Here is a 19,142-nt window from a genome sequence, read left to right on the forward strand (position 1 = left end):
CATGCCGGAATAGCGGAGCACAGGCCCGCGTTGCCGAAGGCATGGTGACCGTCGACCCCGAAGCGCTTTCGCAGGTGCTCGGCGCCGTCGACCTGCGTGTCGGGATCGCGCGGCGCCGACGACTCGATGCCGCCGCCCTCCTCCCGCTGTCGACCGGAGACTCGACGCTCGTCTATGTCGCACGCGGGCAGGTGCACGGCATCCCTCCCCTCGACTCCGGATGCCGCCTCACGGTCGAGCGCTCGTCGCAGCAGGTCGCCGTCGACCAGGGGCGCCCCGCGTCGTCGCTGCGCGCCGGCGACGCCTTCCTCACGCTGGGGCGCGCATCGCTCGCACTCGAAGCCGACGCCGAGACCGAGCTCGTCGTCGTCGACCTCGCTCTGGCCGACGCGGCCTCGATCGTCGACGCGCTCCTGCCCGACTACATCACCGTCACGGGCTTCGACCGGCTCGAGCCGGCTGCCGCCGCCCTCGCGGCCGGCATGGGGCCCCTCGACCCCACCGCCTGCTCCGGACGCCGCGGAGACCCCGTGATCTGCCGCATGATGGCGACGACCGTGCTCCTTTCGGTCATCCGCGCGTGGGCCGAGAACGGATGCGCCCCCGAGGGCTGGCCGCGGATGTCCAGCGACCCGTTCCTCGACCGCGTCGTCGAGGCCATCCACGAGCAGCCGGGCCGTGACTGGACCGTCGAACGCCTGGCGAGTGTCGGCGCCATGTCGAGGTCCGCCTTCGCCGAGCGCTTCCGCAGCGTCATCGGCCGGTCGCCCGCCGACTACGTCACCGAGGTGCGCGTCGACGCGGCCAAGCGGATGCTCGAAGAAGGACGCTCCGTGTCGGAGACGTCGCGGGCGCTCGGATACGCTTCCGACGAGGGCTTCAGCCGCGCCTTCCGCCGCCGCACCGGCATGACGCCGAGTGCCTGGCGGGCCGCCGCGCGGACCCCCGTCGTCGCCTGACGCGCCGCGCTGGGCGAGGGCGGGGTGGCCGGCGCCTGACGCCCGACGCCCTGACGCGCGACGCCCTGGGAAGCGCGACGCCCTGGGAAGCGCGCGCCGGGGCCGTCGTGGCCCGCGGTGTCAGAAACGTCGGAGATTCCGCGCGACACGCCGGTGCCCACGGCATCCGGGCCGGCGTGTCGCCCGCGGACTCCGACGTTTCGTGCGCGCCGGCCGGGGCAAGTCCGCGGACCGACCGGGTCGGGGCAGGGCCGGGGCGCGTCCGGGGACGGGCGGGGTCCGGGGCAGGGCCGGGGCCGTGCCGCGTCTGCGGACGGCCTGCGTCACGTCCCGCCGCGTCGGAAACGTCGGAGATTCCCCACGACACGCCGGTCCCCACGGCATCCGGAACGGCGTGTCGCCCGCGAAATCCGACGTTTCGTGCGCGCCGGCCGGGGCCGCGTCGGGGTCCGGGTCCGGGGACGGCCCGGGGCGCGTCCGAGGCAGGGCCGGGGCGCGTCCGAGGCAGGGCCGGGCCGCGTCCGGGGCCGGGCCGCGTCTGCGGACGGGCCTGCGTCACGTCCCGCCGCGTCGGAAACGTCGGAGATTCCCCACGACACGCCGGTCCCCACGGCATCCGGAACGGCGTGTCGCCCGCGAAATCCGACGTTTCGTGCGCGCCGGCCGGGGTCCGGGCCCGGGGCCGGGCCCGGGGCCGGGCCGCGTCCGGGCCCGGGGCCGGGCCGCGTTCGGGGCCATGCCGCGTCCGGGGACGCCCTCAGGCGCGACCGTGGGCGCGGGCGCGGTTCGAGACCCCGAAGAGCACCGCTCCGAGAAGCAGCGACGCGGCGCCGACCACGTACACGAGCTCGATCCCGAGGGTGTCCACAAGCAGCCCGCCCACGCCTGCGGCGATCATGATCGCGGCCTGGAACCCGACGACGACGAGGCTGCCGCCGGCCTCCAGGCGGTCCGGCATCCGGTGCCCCACCCACGTGTTCGCGACGATCAGCCACGACGAGAAGAAGAAGCCCCACACGAGCACGACCGCGGCCACACCGGCGACGGTACCCGGCAGCAGGATCATCGCGAGGACCGCGGCCGAGATCACGAGCGGCGCGATCACCGCCAAGAACGCGAAGGACCGGTCGATCACGAGGCCGATCGCGATGTTTCCGGCAAGGCCGCCGAGCCCGAACAGCGCCAGCAGCACGACGATGGTCGACGCGTCGACGTCGGGGATGCGCTCCAGCGCCAGCCGCACGTACGTGTACGCGAGGAAGTGCCCGAGCACCACGAACACGTGACCGAACAGACCGAGACCGATACCGGGGCGGCGCACCGTGTCGACGAGGAGGCGGATGCTGGCCGCCTGAGCCGCCGGCACCGACGGCAGCGCTGCGCGCAGCGCCACGGCCAGCAGCACCATCAGCACGCTCGCGAGCGCGAACACCATGCGCCAGTCCACGAGTTCCGACAGCATGACACCCAGCGGCACGCCCGCCACGGTCGCCAGCGAGACACCGGCCGAGGTGAACATCACGCCGCGGCCGAGACGCTCCGGCCCGGCGAGCGCCGCCGCCACCGTGATCGACATCGACCAGAACGCGCTGATCGCCGCGCCGAGGAGGAACCGCGCGGCGAGCACGATCATGAGACTCGGGGCGATCGCCACCACGAGGTTCGACACGGCAGCCGCGAGCGCCATCCACACCAGCAGCGACCGGCGGTCGAGCCGAGGAAAGATCAGGCCGATCGTCGGAGCGACGACGAGGCCGACCAGCGCCGTCACGGTCACCGTCTGCCCGGCCTGACCGGGCGTCACGCCCAGCGCATCCGCCATCTCCGTCAGCACGCCGTTCGGCAGGAACTCCGCCGTGACCAGGAGGAAGCCCATCATCATGAGCGCGACGAGGCCGCCGTAGCGCATCCGGTCGATGCGCCCGGCGGGAGCGTTGGAAACGGGGGCGATGGGAACAGGGGCGGTGGTCGTCATGCTTCCACGCTCACAGACGACGGATGCCGTCGCCCGACGTCGCGTCCACGGCATCCGACCGATCGTCCGCGCACGCCGCCCGCATGCCCCCGTCCGCGCACGCCGCCCGGGTCCGCCGCCCGGGTCCGCCGCCTGCGCACGCCGCGCACGCCGCGCGCGCACGCCGCCTGCGCACGCCGCCCGGGCGCGCACTGCTCCTGGACGAGACCGGCGCAGGTCACCGACCGCGCAGCGCAGCGCGGAGCAGCGCGACGATCGGCCTCGGCATCCGCTCGACCGGGATCGCCGCGATCACGTCGGCAGCGAACCGGGCCTTGCGACCGGCCGCAGTGCCGGCGAACCGGTGCAGCTGCTCTTCCACGGTGCGCTCACGCTGCGCAGGCTGCCCTTGGAACACGCGGAATCGCGCGAGCTCGCCGCGCGCATCGAGGGTCTGGATGACCAGCTCGGCTCCTGCGGCGGCGATCACCTCGTCTTCGAGATCGCGCTCGCAGCCGAAGAATCCGGCATCCTCCGGCGAGCCGTCGTGGCTGATCGCGCCGAGGTCCCGCAGCACCGAGCTCACATATCCGCCTTCGGCCGCGTCGTACAGACCCACGACGCGGCGCCCCGCCTCGCGCAGCATCCGCAATCGCCCGCGCAGGTTGGTGATGCCGTCGAGATCGACCAGCTCGAGCTCATCGACCGAAAGCCCGAGCCTGCGCGCGGCCGTCTCGACGGCAAGGCGGTCGCTCGCACCCTCGAACAGCACGACGGTGCGCGGCTCGGTCGTCTCCGGCATGCCGACGACCCTAGCGCGCCGCACCGCCGTGGGCCCGCACGCGGCGCGCCGTCACCGTCCGTTCACCGACCGCCGCCAGACTGCGACCATGAGCGAACCCGAAGGCCGTGCCGAACCGCCGGCGACGGCGAACAGCGGCGCGGTCGGCGTCATCGGCCTCGACCTCCGCGGCGACGAACCGGCACCGAAGAAGCAGGTGTACTCGTGGGCGCTGTGGGACTGGGCGACGCAGCCCTTCAACACCGTCATCCTCACGTTCATCTTCACCGCCCTCTACCTGACGACAGAGGCGTTCCTCCCCGCCGACATCGCCGCCCTCGACCCGGAGAGCGATGCGTTCAAGGCAGGCGAAGCGGCACTCGCCTCCGGCCTGGGACTCGGGTCGACGATCGCGGCGTTCGCCATCCTGCTGCTGGCTCCCGTGCTCGGACAGCGAGCGGATGCCGCTGGCAGGCAGAAGCTGTGGCTGGGGATCGGCACCGGGGCGCTCATCCTCTGCATGCTGGGCCTCTGGTTCGTCGAGCCGACGCCCTCGCTGTTCTGGCTCGGCGTCGCCCTCGTGTCGGCAGGGTCGGTGTTCGGCGAGATCGCCGCGGTCAACTCCAACGCCATGCTGATCGGCATCGCGACGCCTCGCACCGTCGGCCGCATCTCGGGGCTCGGGTGGGGATTCGGCTACCTCGGCGGCATCGTCGCCCTCGTCATCGTGGTCGTGTTCTACGCCCTCGACTGGTTCGGCCTGTCCGAAGACGGCGGCCTGCCGTTCCGCATCATCGCCGTGGGGTGCGCGGTCTGGGCCATCGTCTTCAGCATCCCGATCTTCCTGCACGTACCGGAGCCGTCTCTGGGGCGCGCGGAGCGGAAGGTCGGCTTCTTCGCGTCGTACGGGCTGCTCGTGCGCGACGTGATCGGCCTCTACCGCTCGCCCGCCACGCGTCCGACGTTCTGGTACCTGCTGGCCAGCGCGGTGTTCCGCGACGGCATCGGCGGCGTGTTCGCCTTCGGAGCGGTCATCGCGAGCCAGGTGTTCGACTTCACGTTCCTCGAGCTCGTCGTGTTCGGCATCGCGGCCAACCTCATCGCCGGCGTCTCGACGATCATCGCCGGGCGGTTCGACGACACGTTCGGACCCAAGCGCATCATCCTCGTCTCGCTGGCGTCGATGGTGGTGGCCGGGCTCGCGGTGTTCCTGCTGGCCGACACCGGCAACACGCTCGTCTTCTGGATCGGCGGGCTCGTGCTGTGCGCCTTCGTCGGGCCGGCGCAGGCCGCTGGTCGCTCGTTCCTGGCGCGGGTCACGCCGGCCGGACGCGAGGGCGAGATCTTCGGCCTGTATGCGACCACGGGCCGCGCCGCGAGCTGGATGGCGTCGGGAGCGTGGACGCTGCTCATCGCCCTCACCTCGCGCACCTCGTTCGGCATCATCGGCATCGTGCTCGTGCTGATCGCGGGATTCCTGCTGCTCCTGCCCGTCACCGCTCCGCCGAAGACGGCGCGGGACTGAGCCGGCTCTGCGCCGAAAGGTCGCGGGACGAGCCGGCGCTGCGCCGAAGGGGTCGCTGGACGGAGCCGGCGCTGCGCCGAAAGGTCGCGGGACGAGCCGGCGTTCGGCGGCCCCGGCACGTCACCGCGTCGGCGCACCGGAGTAGCCTGACCGCGTGACCGTCATCATCGCCTTCCTCGCCAATGTGCTCGTCGCGGTCGCGAAGACGATCGCCGCCCTCATCACCTCGTCGGCGTCGATGGTCGCCGAGGCCGCGCATTCGTGGGCGGATGCCGGCAACGAGGTCTTCCTCCTGATCGCCGACCGCCACGGCGCACGGGTGAAAGACGAACGGCATCCGCTCGGATACGGACGCAGCGCGTTCGTGTGGTCGCTGATCGCGGCGTTCGGCATCTTCACGGCGGGGTCGATCGTCTCGATCATGCACGGCGTGCAGGAGCTGGCAGAGCAGGGCCCGGTCGAGTCGCCGGTGATCGCGTACCTCGTGCTCGGCGTCGCCTTCGTACTCGAGGGAGCGTCGTTCACGCAGGCCATGGTGCGTTCACGCCGCCTCGCCCGCGAACGCGGCACCTCGGTCTGGGACTTCGTGCTCGAGACGAGCGACACGACCCTCCGTGCGGTGTTCTTCGAAGACGCCGCCGCGCTCATCGGCCTCGTGCTCGCCGGCGGATCGATCCTGCTGCACCAGATCACGGGCGTGGCCGCGTGGGATGCCGTCGGCTCCATCCTCGTCGGCGTGCTGCTCGGGGTGGTCGCCGTCATCCTCATCAGCAGGAACATGGCGTTCCTCATCGGCACCTCGGTGTCGCCGGCGGTCAGGGCTCGGGTGGGGCGCGCGCTGCTCGCATCGGCCGACATCCACCGCGTGACGTATCTGCACATCGAGTTCGTCGGGCCGAATCGCCTGTTCATCGTCGCCGAGGTCGACCTCGCCGGCGACGCGCGCGAGCACGACGTCGCCCGGAGGCTGCGCGACATCGAGCGTCAGATCGAGGCCAACGAGGTCGTCGAGACGGTCGTGCTGTCGCTGTCCGTCGACGACGAGCCGTCCCTGGAGTTCTCCGCGGCCGCGTGAACGCGGCGCCGGAGGACCGCCGGACTCCCCCTCGCACGCAGCGGTGCAGAGCCGTGGATGCCGCGCGACGTCAGCGCGGCCAGTTGTCGGCGAGCTTGGTGAGCAGGCGTGCGAGCTCGGCGCGCTCCTCCTCGGTGAAGGCGGCGAGCGCCGACCCGAGCAGTTCGCGACGCTCTCCCCGCATGCCGCGTGCGAGTCGCCGGCCCTCGTCGGTGAGCGCGATTCGCGTGCGTCGAGCGTCGTCGGGGTCGGCCTCGCGGCGGACATAGCCGCGTTCGACGCCCTGCTGCACGAGGCGTGAGGCGCGCGGCTGGTCGACGCCGATCGCGGCGCCGAGCTCGCTCACGGTGAGGGGGGCGGATGCCGTGGCGAGAGCCTCGAGCATGCGCATCCGCGCCGGTCCGCCGAAGCGCGCCGCAGGATCGCCACCCCACGGCCCCATTCCCGGATGTCCGGCATGACGCGGATGCTCGTGCTGGTCGCCGCGCTGCCCGTGCGCACCGCCGCCATGCCGACCGTGCGGTCCACCGCGCCGATCGCCGAACGGCCGCCCGGGTTCTCCGGGGCGACGGCCACGGAGACGCGAGAGCGCCTGCGCGATGGCCTCGGTCGGATCGTCGTCGGGAGCGGTCATGCTTCGAGTTTACATGTGAGTTGACATGCTTCTCCTACTCATGTCACACTACATATACATGCACAGTGACAAGCACATGCATAGAGACATGCGAAGGACTTCCCATGAACACGACAGACAACCACACCACAGACACCCCTGCGTCTCCTCGGCCTTTCGGCTTCTGGATCACCGCCGTCGATCGCCTGCTCGCTGCAGAGTTCGCCACGGCCTTCGAGCGAGAGGGAGCGAACCGCCGCGACTGGCGCCTGCTCAACGTCATCGACGGGACCGTACCTGCACACCGCCCCCTGCGGCCGCACAAGCTGCGCGACCTGGAGGAGCGCGGATGGATCACCCGCGAGGGTGAGGACTGGACGCTCACCGACGAAGGGCGCGCCGCGAAGGAGCGCCTCTGCGCGATCGCCGACGGCATCCGAGCGACGATCACGGATGCCGTGAGTCCCGAGGACTACGAGACCACCGTCGCGACACTCGAGAAGATCGCCACGGCGCTCGGATGGGAGGACGGGAAGCCGCTCCCCCGCCGCGGGCGCGGCGGACATGGCGGACGCCACGGACATGGCGGGCGCGATGGACACGATGGACGCGATGGACGCGACGGACACGATGGACACGGCCAGGCCCGGCTCTGGTTCGGCGGCCCCAGGCTGCCCCGTCGAGGCTTCCCCGGATGGCACGAGCACGGCGAGCACGGGCACGGCGAGCGCGGAGAGTACGGGCGGCACGAGCGCGGCGAGCACGGCGAGTACGGGCGGCACGGCGGGCACGGACACGGCGGGCACGGCGAGCGCGGCGGGCAAGGACACGGCGAGTGCGGGCACGGCGAGCGTGGACGGTTCGGACGCGGCGAGTACGGGCACGGCCATGAGCGCGTCGCTCGGCTCGCGCAACACGCCTACAAGCGCGGCTTCGATGCCGGCTTCTCGCAGGGCCGCGCTTCGTGACATCCGCACGGGGAGCGGAGATTCCGGTCCGCTAGCCGCGGGCTCCTCCGCCCTCGGAGACCACCTGCGCGCGGGCCTTCACGACCGCGCACGGCGCGCTGTACCATCGCCGACATGGAAGCCCTGTTCGCCGTGTACGGTTTCGCCGCCCTCGTGGCCGCCGTGGTGATCGCGCGCCCCGGAAAGAACACACCTCCCCGGGTCGACGACGGACCCCGCGCCGACCCCGCGCTCCGCGTCGCACTCACCACGAGGCAGCCCGGCCTGAACAACCAGGGTCAGCTCTAGTCCCGCCTGGTCCGGCGGAACCGGGTCAGCCGCCGACGGACCCGACGTCGGTGACGCCGACGTCGGTACGGTGGAAGTTCTGGAACGATCGCGATGCGGTCGGCCCGCGCTGCCCCTGGTACCGGTTGCCGTACGGACCCGATCCGTAGGCGTTCTCCGTCGGAGAGCTCAACCGGAAGAAGCAGAACTGGCCGATCTTCATGCCGGGCCACAGCTTGATCGGCAGCGTCGCCACGTTCGCAAGTTCGAGCGTCACGTGTCCGGTGAAGCCGGGGTCGATGAAGCCCGCCGTGGAGTGGGTGATGAGACCGAGGCGGCCGAGCGACGACTTGCCCTCGAGGCGCGCCGCCACGTCGTCGGGGAGGGTCACCTGCTCGAACGTCGCGCCGAGCGCGAACTCGCCCGGGTGCAGGATGAACGGCTCGTCGGGAGCGACCTCGATCAGCCGGGTCAGCTCGGGCTGATCCTCGGACGGATCGATGAACGGGTACTTGTGGTTGTCGAACAGCCGGAAGTAGCGGTCGAGACGCACGTCCACGCTCGACGGCTGCACCATCTCCTCATCGAACGGAGTCAGCCCGATGCGGCCGGATGCGAGTTCTGCCCTGATGTCGCGATCGCTGAGAAGCACGGCACCAGCCTAGTGCGGGCCGGTCTCGGCGGTCGGTCGGCGCAATGATTCCTTCGCTCGGCGTAGCGTCCCGGCATCCGCGTAATATATCGGGGCTCCGTTCGTCTCTTCTGCCATGAGGCGACACACCAGGAGGAGCGCATGAGCGCGGCAGTCATCGACGACACCGTCCGGCCCGCGACGAGACGGCGACCGGATGCCGGGTGGTACCCCGACCCGTTCGACCCGCAGAACCGCCAACGGTGGTGGAACGGCTCGGAGTGGACCGAGTTCGACCATCCGCTCCGTCCCGACGTCCACGTCTGGCCGACGGAGGAGTTCGGGATGCCCGTGCGCTGAGCCCTCTTGGCGTCGCGAGCCCGGGAGTCCGGGTCAACCGCGGGCGCGAGCCAGGCGCGACCCGGGTGGGCGGCCGGGCATGAGCCGGATCGGCGGGCGGGGTGCGAGCCGTGTCTGCGGGCGGGGCGCGAGCCGCGTCGGCGGGCGGGGCGAGCCGTGTCGGCGAACCGCATCCGCCCCGTCCAGACGCGGCGATGGCGTGGGGCCAGCGCGGCGTTTGGCCATCCGCACACGACCGGGTAGGCTGACAGCACCCCTGCCGCCGCGGAATTCCGCGGAAGAGCGGGCGCGGGGCTGTAGTTCAATGGTAGAACTTCTGCTTCCCAAGCAGACAGCGCGGGTTCGATTCCCGTCAGCCCCTCCACACGACCCTTCGGCGCTTCACCCGGTGAACTGCGCGATCCACGCCGCCGCCCGCGTACGAAACGTCGGACTCCACGCACGACACGCCGCCCCGGGGGCCGCCCACACGGCGCGTCGTCCGGATTCTCCGACTTTTCGTTCGCCGCGCGAGCCCCGGCGATCCGGACGGGTCCCGCCACCCCGGCCGCCCGCGTACGAAACGTCGGACTCCGCGCACGACACGCCGCCCCGGGGGACGCGCGCACGGCGCGTCGTCCGGATTCTCCGACCTTTCGTCCGCCGCGCGAGCAGCGTCACCGCCCCCGCGTGTCCGCGCCGCGCACGCGCCCTGCCGCGCCCGTCCCTGCCCCGCGCCCGCGCCCGCGCACGCCGCCGCGCGAGCCCGGGTCACGCACGCGCTCAGTCGTCGAGCATGGCGCGCAGCTGTTCCACGGATGGCGTGGACACCGGCTCCGGAACCAGATGGAGCCCGCCCGGGCTGTCCGCGGTGAGAGCGAGCGCTTCGAGCCACGCCCGGTTGACCTCCGTGGGCTGGGCCACGCCGTACGAGAAGGTCAGCGAGGTCCCCGCGTGCACCCAGACCGTCGTGCGGCCACCGCCGACGCTCGGGTCCTCACGCCACGAGAAGGAGAACGGCTGTCGTCTGCGCAGCTTCTCGGTCACGACCAGCTGCAGGTGCGCCAGCGTCCGATCGTCGACCTGCAACCTCGGGCCGCCCTCATAGATGAATGTGCCCATCGACCCGCTCCGCTTTCGGCGCTCACGAAGACCCGAGAGTGCGCCAGGAGTCGTCGCCGATGGCGGCCCCCGCCTGCGGCCCCATCTGCAGCATCCCGCCGTCGATCACCACCGACGCTCCCGAGATGTAAGCGGCAGCCGGCGATGCGAGGAACGCGATGAGCGCCGCGACCTCACGCGCATCCCCCGGACGCCCGAGCGGGATGCCGGGCCGACGGTTGCCGTGCGGATCCTCATCCTCCTGACCGGTCATCGGCGTGGCGATCTCGCCCGGCGCGACGCTGACCGCGCTCACGCCGTGCACGCCGAGTTCGAGGGCGATGTTCTTCATGAGCCCGCCCAGGCCGTGCTTGGCCGCGTCATACGCGCTCGACCCGACCATCGGCTGATGCTCGTGCACACTGGTCACCGCGATGAGCCGGCCACCGCGCCCGCTGCGCACGAACTCCCGCGCGGCCCGCTGGAGGCACACGAAAGCGCCGTCGAGATCCACCTGCACCACGCGACGCCACTCTTCGAACGACAGATCGAGGAACGGGGTCTGCGTGCCCGTGCCGGAGTTGTTCACGAACACGTCGAGCCCGCCGAGCTCGTCGATAAGGCCGTCGATCACGTCACCGCACGCCGGAGCATCGGCCGTGTCCAGGTGCGCCACGACCGCCCGGGCGCCGTGCGCGCGCACCTCGTCCGCGGTCTGCTCGGCCCCTGCCTGATCGGTGTGCCAGGTGATCCCGACGTCGAGGCCGTCCGCGGCGAGCGCGACCGCGGTGGCGCGCCCGATCCCGGAATCCGACCCCGTCACGATCGCCCGCCGCGGCACCGCGTCGAGCCCGTCCATCCTCGTCTCATCCGTGCGTGTCTCGTCCATGCCGCGACCATAGCGACGGCAGGCACCGGCGCAGAGGGGCTTGCGCCGCGGCGCGGGCATCCGTACACGTGAGCGCCGGAGCACGACAGCACCAGAACACGGGAGCGCCGGAGCACGACAGCACCGGAACATGACAGCGCCGGTACACGACAGCACCGGAACATGACAGCGCCGGTACACGACAGCGCCCCGGTACCCGACAGCACCGGAACACGACAGCGCCGCAGCACGCGACGGCGCCGCCGTACAGGACGGTGCCGGTCAGACGACGGCGTTCACCAGACGCTGCCGCTGAGAGCCGAGTCCGTCGATCCCCAGCTCGACCACGTCTCCGGCACGCAGATACGGGAAACGGCCGGACAGGGCGACGCCCTGGGGAGTGCCCGTGTTGATGAGGTCGCCGGGGTCGAGCACCATGTACTGCGACAGATGGTGCACGATCTCGGCGACCGTGAAGATCATGTCCGCCGTGTTGGAGTCCTGCCTGGCCTCCCCGTTCACCGTCGACCAGAGCCGCAGGGCCTGCGGATCGACCTCGTCTGCCGGCACGAGCGCAGGGCCGAGGGGGTTGAACGTCTCGGCGTTCTTGCCCTTCGACCACTGCCCTCCGGACTGCTCGACCTGGAAGGCGCGCTCCGACACGTCATGCGACACGACGTAACCGGCGACGTGCGCCAGAGCCTCCTCGGGGCTCGACAGGTACCGTGCCCGCTTGCCGATCACCACGCCGAGCTCGACCTCCCAATCGACCTTCTCGGCCCCGGGCGGCATGAGCACGTCGTCGAACGGACCGACGACCGTATTCGGATGCTTGTGGAAGAGGATCGGCACCGAAGGGGGCGCATCCCCCGACTCGGCCGCGTGGGCCGCATAGTTCTGGCCGATGCACAGCACGGCCGACGGGCGGGCGATCGGCGCGCCGACACGCAGGTCGTCGGCGCCTTCGAACGCGGGCAGCTCCCCGGCTTCCAGAGCCGCGCGGGTACGAGAGATGCCGCCGCCTTCGAGGAAGGCGCCGTCGATGTCGCGTGTCAGACCGTCGAGGCGGAAGACGCGGCCATCGTGGCGGACCGCGGGGGTTTCGGCGCCGGCATCGCCGAGGCGGAGGAGTTCCATCGTCGTTCTCCGTGTCAGGGGTGTCAGGGGTGTGTTGGGTGTCAGGGGTGTGAGGGGTGTGTTCAGTGGCGGATCAATGGGTGTACGGGCGGTGCTTCTGGATGGCATCCGACAGCTCGACGCCGAACCCCGGGGTCTCGGGCACCTTCAGCCGGCCATCGACGGGCACCGGCTCACCGACGAGCATCGGCGAGAACATCGGCACGACCTCCTCGGCGGTCGGATGCATCATGAGGAACTCGGCGAACGGGCTGTTCGTGCGCGTCACCACGAAGTGATAGGAGTACACCGACGATCCGTGCGGCACCACCATGGCTCCGTGCGCGTCTGCGAGCGCAGAGATCTTGATGAGCTCCGTGATGCCGCCGCACCAGCCGACATCCGGCTGGATGAGGTCGACGCCGGTCTCGAGCAGCTGCCGGAAGCCCCACCGGGTCGCCTCGTGCTCGCCGGTGGTTATCATCATCGACGACGGAGCACGGCGCCGCAGCTCGGCGTAGCCCCAGTAATCGTCGGGGATGAGAGCCTCTTCGAGCCATTTGAGACCGTAGTCCGAGGCCGCATGAGCGAGGCGCGTCGCGTAGTCCACATCGAGCGACATCCAGCAGTCGTACATGAGCCAGAAGTCGTCGCCGACCTTCTCGCGCATGTCTGCGAGGAGCGCGATGTTGCGGCGTAGCCCCTCTTCTCCTTCGGCAGGACCGTGATGCAGGGGCATCTTGCCGCCGATGAAGCCGAGCTCCTTCGCCCTGTCGGGCCGGGCTCCGGTGGCATAGAACTGCAGCTCGTCGCGCACGGGCCCGCCGAGCAGCTCAAAGACGGGGACCTGCCGGATGCGGCCGAGCAGGTCGTAGAGGGCGAGGTCGACACCGCTGATCGCGTTGAGCACCACCCCGCGACGCCCGTAGTACAGGGTCGACTTGTACATCTGGTCCCAGATGCGCTCGATGTCGGTCACGGCGCGCCCCTCCAGGAAGCGCGCGAGATGCTTCTCGACGATGAAGGCGCCGATCTCGCCGGCGGTCGTGACGGAGAAGCCCACGGTGCCGTCGCTCGCCTCGATCTCGACCACGAGTGTGCCGAGCACGTTGATGCCGAAGCTCTGGCGCGACTGGCGATACTCCGGATACACGCTCATCGGCGTCGCGATGTGGTCGTCGATCCAGTGCTCCGCGCCCTGGTCGTGGTAATCGGCTCCGCCGCCGCGCACGGTGTAGGCGCGAACCTCGCGGATCGTGGGAGTGGCGGTCATCGTGTCTCTCCGTCTCGGTCGTTCTCTGAACCGGATTCCCGGTCGAATCGGACAAGCACCTTGCCCGGGGTGCCGTCGCCCGCGGCGAGCGCGGCGAAGGCGGCGTCGGCGTCGGCCACGTCGATCTCCCGGCTGATCAGCGCACGGTACGTCTCGGGGTCGCCTCCGATGATCTGCGCGGCATGAGCGAAGTCGTCGGAGCCGTAGGTGAAGCTGCCGAGCAGCGCGCGTTCCTCGGTGCTCACGAGGTACGCGTCGAGCGTCATCTGCGGCGCGCCCATGCCCACGAGGCAGATCGACGCACCCAGCACGGTGCTCGTGAGCGCATCGCGCACGGTGGGCGTGATGCCGACGGCATCCACGGCGGCGTCGGCCAATCCGCCTCTCTCCCGCAGCTGATCGGCGACCGGACCCTCAGCCGGATCGACGGTCTCGGCCCCGAGACGCTGGATGAGCGCCCGGCGAGCGGCGTCCGGTTCGCTGACGATGATCGTCCGTGCTCCCGCGTCGCGGAGCGCGACGACCACCGACTGCCCGATCGGCCCTCCGCCGATCACGAGCACTCGGCCGAGGCCCGACCGCGGCAGCCGCCGCACGGCGTGCACCGCGACGGCGAGCGGTTCGATGAGGGCCCCCAGCTCGATCGGCAACCCGTCGGGGAGCGCGACGACGTTGCGCGCCGGGACGAGCACATAGTCGGCGAAGGATGCCGGCACCTCCGGCGCGACGCCGATCACGTACTTGCGGGGGTGGTGCTGCTCGTGTCCCGCGTACGCAGCGGCGTCGTCGGCGGGCACGACGACAGGGTTGAAGGTCACGGGGGTGCCGACGGCGAGCCCGTGCACACCGGATCCAACGGCCGCGATCGTGCCGCTGGACTCGTGCCCCATGACCTGCCCCGGCAGGCGCCGGCCGTTCTCGCCGGTGTAGCCGTGCACGTCGGATCCGCAGATCCCGGTCGCGGCGACGCGGATCACGACCTCGTCGGTCCCTGGGGTGGGCGTGGGGGCTTCTCGGACGTCGAGTCGCCCGATCTCGGTGAGCACGAGCTCGCGCATCGGCTGGTCTCCTTCTTGCTTCTGCGGTCAGGCCTGGCGGGCGGATGCGGTGGACTCGAGCCCGACGCCGTCGGTCTCGCGCACCGCGGGGCTGACGGCGCGGCTGAGGGCGATCAGCGCTGCGCCGAGAAGGGCGATGGCCGCCAGCACGATGAGGCCTGCGCTGTCGCCGAACGTGGCGTCGGCCCAGTTCTTGAGGATCGGCGCGAGGAAGCCGCCGAGGCTGCCGAGCGAGTTGATCAGGGCGATGCCGCTCGCTGCCGCCGCACCGAGGAGGAACGACGTGGGCAGGGTCCAGAACACCGGCTGCACCGAGATGAATCCGGCGGCGCCGACGCTGAGGGCGGCGAGCGCGACGATCGGCTCCTGGATCACGGCGGAGACGACGATGCCGAGTCCGGCCGCGCCGAGCGCGCAGGTGGCGATGAGGCGCCGCTGCCCCGTGCTGTCGGCCAGACGCGAGAGCACGAACGTGACGATGAGCGCGAACGTCCACGGAACGGCGGTGAGGAGACCGACTTCGAGCCCGACCGGCTTGCCCACGATCGTGGCGACCTGGGTGGGGAGGTAGAAGGTCACGCCGTAGACGCTCATCTGGATCGTGAGGTAGATGGCGGCGAAGTACAGCACGACCGGGTTCCCGAGGGCTCGCAGTGCGCCCCGCGGCGAGTGGTTCTCCTTGATGTCGTCCTCGGCCTCGAGCGCGCCGATGAGAGCGGAGCGCTCACCCTCGCTGAGCCACTTCGCGTCCTTCGGGCCGTTGTCGAGGTAGAAGAACGCGACGACGCCGATGAGGACGGTGAGGATGCCGGTGACGAGGAACATCAGCTGCCATCCGTGGATGCCGACCTTGCCGTCGAGATCGAGCAGCATGCCGGACAGCGGTCCGCCGAAGATGAACGCGAGAGGCGCCCCGAAGTAGAAGAGCCCGTTGACGCGTGCACGGAAGCTCAGCGGGATCCAGTAGGTGAGGAAGAGGATGACGCCGGGGAAGAAGCCCGCTTCGGTGATGCCCAGCAGCACGCGCAGGATGTAGAACACCCACTCGTTGGTGGCGAACATCATCAGCGACGAGACGATCCCCCACGAGATCATGATGCGGGCCAGCCAGATCTTCGCGCCGACCTTGCGCATGATCAGGTTCGACGGCACCTCGAAGAGGGCGTAGCCGAGGAAGAAGATCCCCGCGCCGAGAGCATAGGCGGCGTCCGAGATCGCGGTGTCCGCCTGCCAGGCGGCTTTCGCGAAGCCGAGGTTCGCCCTGTCGAGGAAGGCGAGGATGTACATGAGAAGAAGGATCGGGATCAGCCGAAGCGTGACCTTGCGGACGATCGCGGCGAGCTCTGGCCGCGTAGAGGACTGAGTGGACATCGGGCATCTCCATTGACGTGGGAATCCATGCGTTCACGTACATGAACTTGATGTCGCAGACCTGAACGCGCGATAGTGTGACACATCGCACCTGCACGCACAACTCTCGACGGGAGCTCCCATGACCGAGGCCGAACCGAGCGCCGTCAAGTCCGCCGGACGCGCGATCCAGATCATCGAGCATCTCGCCGACACCGATGGCCAGACGTTCCCGCAGCTCCTCTCCGCGCTCTCCCTGCCGCGCTCCAGCGCGCACGGGCTTCTGCGCACGCTCGTCACCGCCGGGTGGGTGGAGCTCGACCCGGTGACCAAGCGGTACTCGCTGGGGCTGAAGGCATGGCAGATCGGGCAGCGCTACGACGGCCACCGGCTGCTGCTCGACTACGGCCCGCCGCTGATGGCCGAGCTGACCGCCGAGACCGGCGAGACCGTGCAGATGGCACGGCTCGACGGCGTGGAGAACGTCTACATCGCCATCAGCCCCTCGCCGAATCCGATGCGGCTCGCCTCGAACGTGGGAATGCGCCTGCACGCCCATGCGACGGGGATCGGCAAGGCTCTGCTGAGCACCCTGGCCGACGACGATGCCCGCCAGCGACTGCACCAGGTGGCGATCCCGCGGTTGACGGCCAAGACGATCACCGAGCCGGAGGAGATCCTCGCGGCGATCGGCCGGGGCCGTGACCTGGGGTTCTTCGTCGACGACGAGGAGTTCATCGACGGATGCCGGTGCGTGGCCATGCCCCTCACCTGGCCGCAGGAGACAGGGGTCGCCGCCGCCGTGAGCATCACCATGCCGACGAGTCGCACCGATGAGCGATGGCCGCACTCGATGGTCGAGCCGCTGCGACGGCTCATCGACAGGATGCGGAAGGAGATGGGGCTCCCGGTCGCCCCTCCGGGTCCGCGGGAGTGAGCAGGGCCGGCGGGTGAGCAGGATCATCGGCCGTCGTCAAGCACCTCCCGCACGCCGGCTCCGCCCGGCATCCTGTCGCCATGACCTCGCGCCCCGTCACGCCCACCATCACGCCGTACCCCGACGGCCCGCTCCTGGTACGCGGGCCCGTCGAGCTGCTCACGCCCGACGGCGAGCGCATCGACCCCGGCCGCCGCACCTGCGCGCTGTGCCGGTGCGGCCTGTCGACCATCAAGCCGTTCTGCGACGGAAGCCACAAGGTCTCCGGATTCCGCACGCAGGACTGACGGCGGGAGCATCCGTTCTCAGCCGGCTGAGACGCCCGCGAACGGGCGGCGCAGCGACGACTCTCCGCGTTCCCACGCCTCGAGGATGCCGTCGCTCCCCCACCCGTCGACGGTGAGGCACGCGGCGGCTCCGAACAGGATGTCGGGCAGCAGTTCAGGGTCGTCCTCCGCGAGCGATCCCGCGAGATCGCGTCCGGCGATCTGCTCGTGCACGGCATCCGCCTCGACGTGCTCGTCGTAGTACGCGGCGACCTCGTCGCTGAAACCGACGCGGCGCAGCCCCTCGGCGATCGACCGGCACGGGAGCGACGACGTCATCTCGAAAGCAGCCAGATGCCCCACTGCGGCACCGCGGAGACGGCGGTTCATGCCGAACATCGTCATGAGGTTGAACGAGGCGAGCGTGATCGCCGGCACCAGGTCGACGTAGGCGCCGTAGGTGTCGTCGAGGCCGGCACCGCGCAGCGTGCGGGCGTACATCACCTGGTGCATGCGGTCGGGGTCTCCCCCTCCGTACTCGTCGGCCTGGATCTCGATGAGGGCCGCCTTCGAGCGTCCGGTGAGGCGCGGGATCGCCCAGGAGTGCGCGTCGGCCTCCCGCAGCGTGTAGATGCTCCGCTGGATGAGCAGCTCCCTCGCCTGATCCACGGTCGCCTTGCGCCCCACGAACCTCGACAGGCTCGGCCCGGGTTGCGGGGTCGTCATGCGGAAGAGCGTGGCGGCCACGGCATCCCTCGTCGGCTCCGGGAGCTCTGGCAGCTCGACCGCGGCGCGCACGGCCGCCTCGAACGACCGCTCGAGTGCTCCTCGTGCCCCGATCAGCGCGGCATCCCACTCCCACTCCGCCCCGAACCCGGGAAGCGAGCCGTACCCGATGGCGTAGAGCAGGAAGAGCGACAGCTGCAGGTCGTCGTCGAAGACGGCGTCATCGGTCCGGGCGGCCTCGTCGGCGAGTCGCGGGATGTCGGCCGTCGCGTCCGGGCCGGCCGTGCCTGGGAGCCGCAGGAGCGCCTCGCTCAGCGGGCCGCGAGCGGTGATCCCCGGCGAGACCGCTGACGCGGGGGCGAGGGTGTCGGGAGTGGTGTTCATCGATGCGCCTTCGTGTGTCGAGCCTGAGCGGGCACGCTACCGGGCCGGCACGCAGCGGGGCAGGGGCTTGACACGACGACGCCGCGCCCTCGGGTGAGGACGCGGCGTCGTGAGAGGGGTGTCGCGGTCAGGCGCCGATCTTCTTGGCGTCGTCGCTGTTGAGCAGGCGGAACAGCACAGCCGCCACCACCGCGCCGACGATCGGAGCGAGGATGTACAGCCACAGGTTGCCCCAGTCGAACTGGCCGCTGATGGAGAGGCCGAGGGCGACGGCCGGGTTGAACCCGCCGCCCGAGATCGGGCCCACGGCGACGGCGCCGACGAACACGGTGCCGCCGATGGCGAGGCCGTAGAACGAGTTGCCCTCGGTGTCCTTCGACGTGGCGACGTTCAGGACCACCCAGACCAGCGCCAGCGTGAACAGCGCCTCGACGAGGAACGCCGGAGCGGTCTCGACCTTGACGGGCTCGCCCGGACCCCACACGGCTGCGCTGGCCAGCGCGGCCAGCGCCCCGCCGACGAACTGGGCGACGATGTAGACGACGAGGTCGGCGACGCTCAGGCCGCCGCGCAGGAACACGCCGATCGACACGGCGGGGTTCAGGTGCGCGCCGGAGATGTGCCCGGTGGAGTACACGAGAACCGCGAGGGCGAAGCCGATCGCGAGCGGCGCGAGACCGCCTGCGCCGTTGACCGCGCCGATGATGCTGAAGACGAAGAGGAATGTCGCGATCGCTTCAGCGATCGCCTTGCGTGCTGTCCCGGTCATGAGAGTGCTCTTTTCGTGGAAGTGGGATGCGAGGAGCACCTCGACCACCGCGCACACTCCGGTCGACGCGCCCTCCGTTGGCGTCACCGACAGTAGCGCTTCGGCAAGAGGATCGACGGATGCCGCGCGGCGAATCTGTGAACGGGCTGAACGCGTCGCGACGGCAGGACGCCTTCGAGACG

Annotated in this window: 20 protein-coding genes and 1 tRNA gene; 9 read left to right on the forward strand and 12 right to left on the reverse strand. The window is 70.7% G+C overall.

The window, feature by feature from the left end; all coding sequences use genetic code 11:
* Nucleotides 1-41 precede the first annotated feature (41 nt).
* A complete protein-coding gene (locus AB663_RS16795; protein ID WP_083511076.1) occupies nucleotides 42-959 on the forward strand; it encodes a helix-turn-helix domain-containing protein in 918 nt (305 codons plus the stop codon).
* Between the two features lie 757 nt (nucleotides 960-1,716).
* On the opposite strand, the gene AB663_RS03105 is transcribed toward AB663_RS16795, so the two are convergent.
* Nucleotides 1,717-2,934: an MFS transporter gene (locus AB663_RS03105; RefSeq protein ID WP_067195767.1), complete on the reverse strand. Its 1,218-nt coding sequence runs from the start codon at nucleotides 2,932-2,934 to the stop codon at nucleotides 1,717-1,719.
* Nucleotides 2,935-3,151: 217 nt separating this feature from the next.
* On the reverse strand, nucleotides 3,152-3,715 hold the full coding sequence (locus AB663_RS03110; RefSeq protein WP_067195770.1) for a TOPRIM nucleotidyl transferase/hydrolase domain-containing protein: 564 nt from the start codon (nucleotides 3,713-3,715) through the stop codon (nucleotides 3,152-3,154).
* Between the two features lie 88 nt (nucleotides 3,716-3,803).
* Here AB663_RS03110 and AB663_RS03115 point away from each other — a divergent pair, with 88 nt between their 5' ends.
* Nucleotides 3,804-5,219, forward strand: a complete 1,416-nt coding sequence (locus tag AB663_RS03115; RefSeq protein WP_067202050.1) for an MFS transporter — start codon at nucleotides 3,804-3,806, stop codon at nucleotides 5,217-5,219.
* 154 nt (nucleotides 5,220-5,373) lie between these two features.
* Nucleotides 5,374-6,294: a cation diffusion facilitator family transporter gene (locus tag AB663_RS03120; protein WP_067195772.1), complete on the forward strand. Its 921-nt coding sequence runs from the start codon at nucleotides 5,374-5,376 to the stop codon at nucleotides 6,292-6,294.
* Between the two features lie 70 nt (nucleotides 6,295-6,364).
* On the opposite strand, the gene AB663_RS17505 is transcribed toward AB663_RS03120, so the two are convergent.
* Entirely contained in the window at nucleotides 6,365-6,928 is a 564-nt protein-coding gene (locus tag AB663_RS17505) for a MarR family winged helix-turn-helix transcriptional regulator (protein ID WP_232304617.1), read from the reverse strand.
* A 104-nt stretch (nucleotides 6,929-7,032) separates the two neighbouring features.
* On the opposite strand from AB663_RS17505, the gene AB663_RS03130 reads away from it, so the two are divergent.
* Both AB663_RS03130 and AB663_RS17090 read left to right on the forward strand, forming a co-directional pair.
* On the forward strand, nucleotides 7,033-7,875 hold the full coding sequence (locus tag AB663_RS03130; RefSeq protein WP_067195773.1) for a MarR family winged helix-turn-helix transcriptional regulator: 843 nt from the start codon (nucleotides 7,033-7,035) through the stop codon (nucleotides 7,873-7,875).
* A gap of 114 nt (nucleotides 7,876-7,989) precedes the next feature.
* Entirely contained in the window at nucleotides 7,990-8,163 is a 174-nt protein-coding gene (locus AB663_RS17090; RefSeq protein WP_157540851.1) for a hypothetical protein, read from the forward strand.
* Between the two features lie 25 nt (nucleotides 8,164-8,188).
* On the opposite strand, the gene dcd is transcribed toward AB663_RS17090, so the two are convergent.
* Nucleotides 8,189-8,794: a dCTP deaminase gene (dcd, locus tag AB663_RS03135; protein ID WP_067195774.1), complete on the reverse strand. Its 606-nt coding sequence runs from the start codon at nucleotides 8,792-8,794 to the stop codon at nucleotides 8,189-8,191.
* A 141-nt stretch (nucleotides 8,795-8,935) separates the two neighbouring features.
* On the opposite strand from dcd, the gene AB663_RS03140 reads away from it, so the two are divergent.
* Both AB663_RS03140 and AB663_RS03145 read left to right on the forward strand, forming a co-directional pair.
* The gene (locus AB663_RS03140) at nucleotides 8,936-9,133 is read left to right on the forward strand and encodes a DUF2510 domain-containing protein (protein WP_067195776.1); all 198 of its coding nucleotides are present in this window, start codon (nucleotides 8,936-8,938) and stop codon (nucleotides 9,131-9,133) included.
* Between the two features lie 290 nt (nucleotides 9,134-9,423).
* Nucleotides 9,424-9,497: transfer RNA gene (locus AB663_RS03145), tRNA-Gly, on the forward strand.
* Nucleotides 9,498-9,895: 398 nt separating this feature from the next.
* On the opposite strand, the gene AB663_RS03150 is transcribed toward AB663_RS03145, so the two are convergent.
* The 6 genes from AB663_RS03150 to AB663_RS03175 form a co-directional block, all read right to left on the reverse strand.
* Complete coding sequence (locus AB663_RS03150; protein WP_067195778.1) at nucleotides 9,896-10,234, reverse strand: DUF7882 family protein; 339 nt, start codon at nucleotides 10,232-10,234, stop codon at nucleotides 9,896-9,898.
* Between the two features lie 22 nt (nucleotides 10,235-10,256).
* On the reverse strand, nucleotides 10,257-11,102 hold the full coding sequence (locus AB663_RS03155) for an SDR family oxidoreductase (RefSeq protein WP_232304618.1): 846 nt from the start codon (nucleotides 11,100-11,102) through the stop codon (nucleotides 10,257-10,259).
* Between the two features lie 261 nt (nucleotides 11,103-11,363).
* Nucleotides 11,364-12,218: a fumarylacetoacetate hydrolase family protein gene (locus tag AB663_RS03160; RefSeq protein WP_067195780.1), complete on the reverse strand. Its 855-nt coding sequence runs from the start codon at nucleotides 12,216-12,218 to the stop codon at nucleotides 11,364-11,366.
* 73 nt (nucleotides 12,219-12,291) lie between these two features.
* Nucleotides 12,292-13,470 carry an L-rhamnonate dehydratase gene (gene rhmD, locus AB663_RS03165; RefSeq protein ID WP_067195782.1) on the reverse strand — a complete coding sequence of 393 codons (1,179 nt, stop codon included), beginning with the start codon at nucleotides 13,468-13,470 and terminating at the stop codon, nucleotides 12,292-12,294.
* Complete coding sequence (locus tag AB663_RS03170) at nucleotides 13,467-14,528, reverse strand: zinc-dependent alcohol dehydrogenase (RefSeq protein WP_067195784.1); 1,062 nt, start codon at nucleotides 14,526-14,528, stop codon at nucleotides 13,467-13,469. The genes rhmD and AB663_RS03170 overlap by 4 nt, the downstream gene beginning before the upstream one ends.
* Nucleotides 14,529-14,555: 27 nt before the next feature.
* Nucleotides 14,556-15,899: an MFS transporter gene (locus AB663_RS03175; RefSeq protein ID WP_067195786.1), complete on the reverse strand. Its 1,344-nt coding sequence runs from the start codon at nucleotides 15,897-15,899 to the stop codon at nucleotides 14,556-14,558.
* A 121-nt stretch (nucleotides 15,900-16,020) separates the two neighbouring features.
* Between AB663_RS03175 and AB663_RS03180 the strand changes: the two genes are divergently transcribed.
* Nucleotides 16,021-16,815, forward strand: coding sequence for an IclR family transcriptional regulator (locus AB663_RS03180; protein ID WP_067195788.1), 795 nt, complete (start codon nucleotides 16,021-16,023; stop codon nucleotides 16,813-16,815).
* An 80-nt stretch (nucleotides 16,816-16,895) separates the two neighbouring features.
* Complete coding sequence (locus AB663_RS03185; protein ID WP_067195790.1) at nucleotides 16,896-17,102, forward strand: CDGSH iron-sulfur domain-containing protein; 207 nt, start codon at nucleotides 16,896-16,898, stop codon at nucleotides 17,100-17,102.
* 18 nt (nucleotides 17,103-17,120) lie between these two features.
* Here AB663_RS03185 and AB663_RS03190 read toward each other — a convergent pair whose 3' ends face one another.
* Together AB663_RS03190 and AB663_RS03195 are read right to left on the reverse strand one after the other, a co-directional pair.
* Complete coding sequence (locus AB663_RS03190) at nucleotides 17,121-18,191, reverse strand: iron-containing redox enzyme family protein (RefSeq protein ID WP_157540853.1); 1,071 nt, start codon at nucleotides 18,189-18,191, stop codon at nucleotides 17,121-17,123.
* 127 nt (nucleotides 18,192-18,318) lie between these two features.
* Complete coding sequence (locus tag AB663_RS03195; RefSeq protein WP_067202063.1) at nucleotides 18,319-18,960, reverse strand: MIP/aquaporin family protein; 642 nt, start codon at nucleotides 18,958-18,960, stop codon at nucleotides 18,319-18,321.
* Nucleotides 18,961-19,142 lie beyond the last annotated feature (182 nt).

The organism is Microbacterium sp. XT11 (assembly GCF_001513675.1).
Classification (GTDB): domain Bacteria; phylum Actinomycetota; class Actinomycetes; order Actinomycetales; family Microbacteriaceae; genus Microbacterium.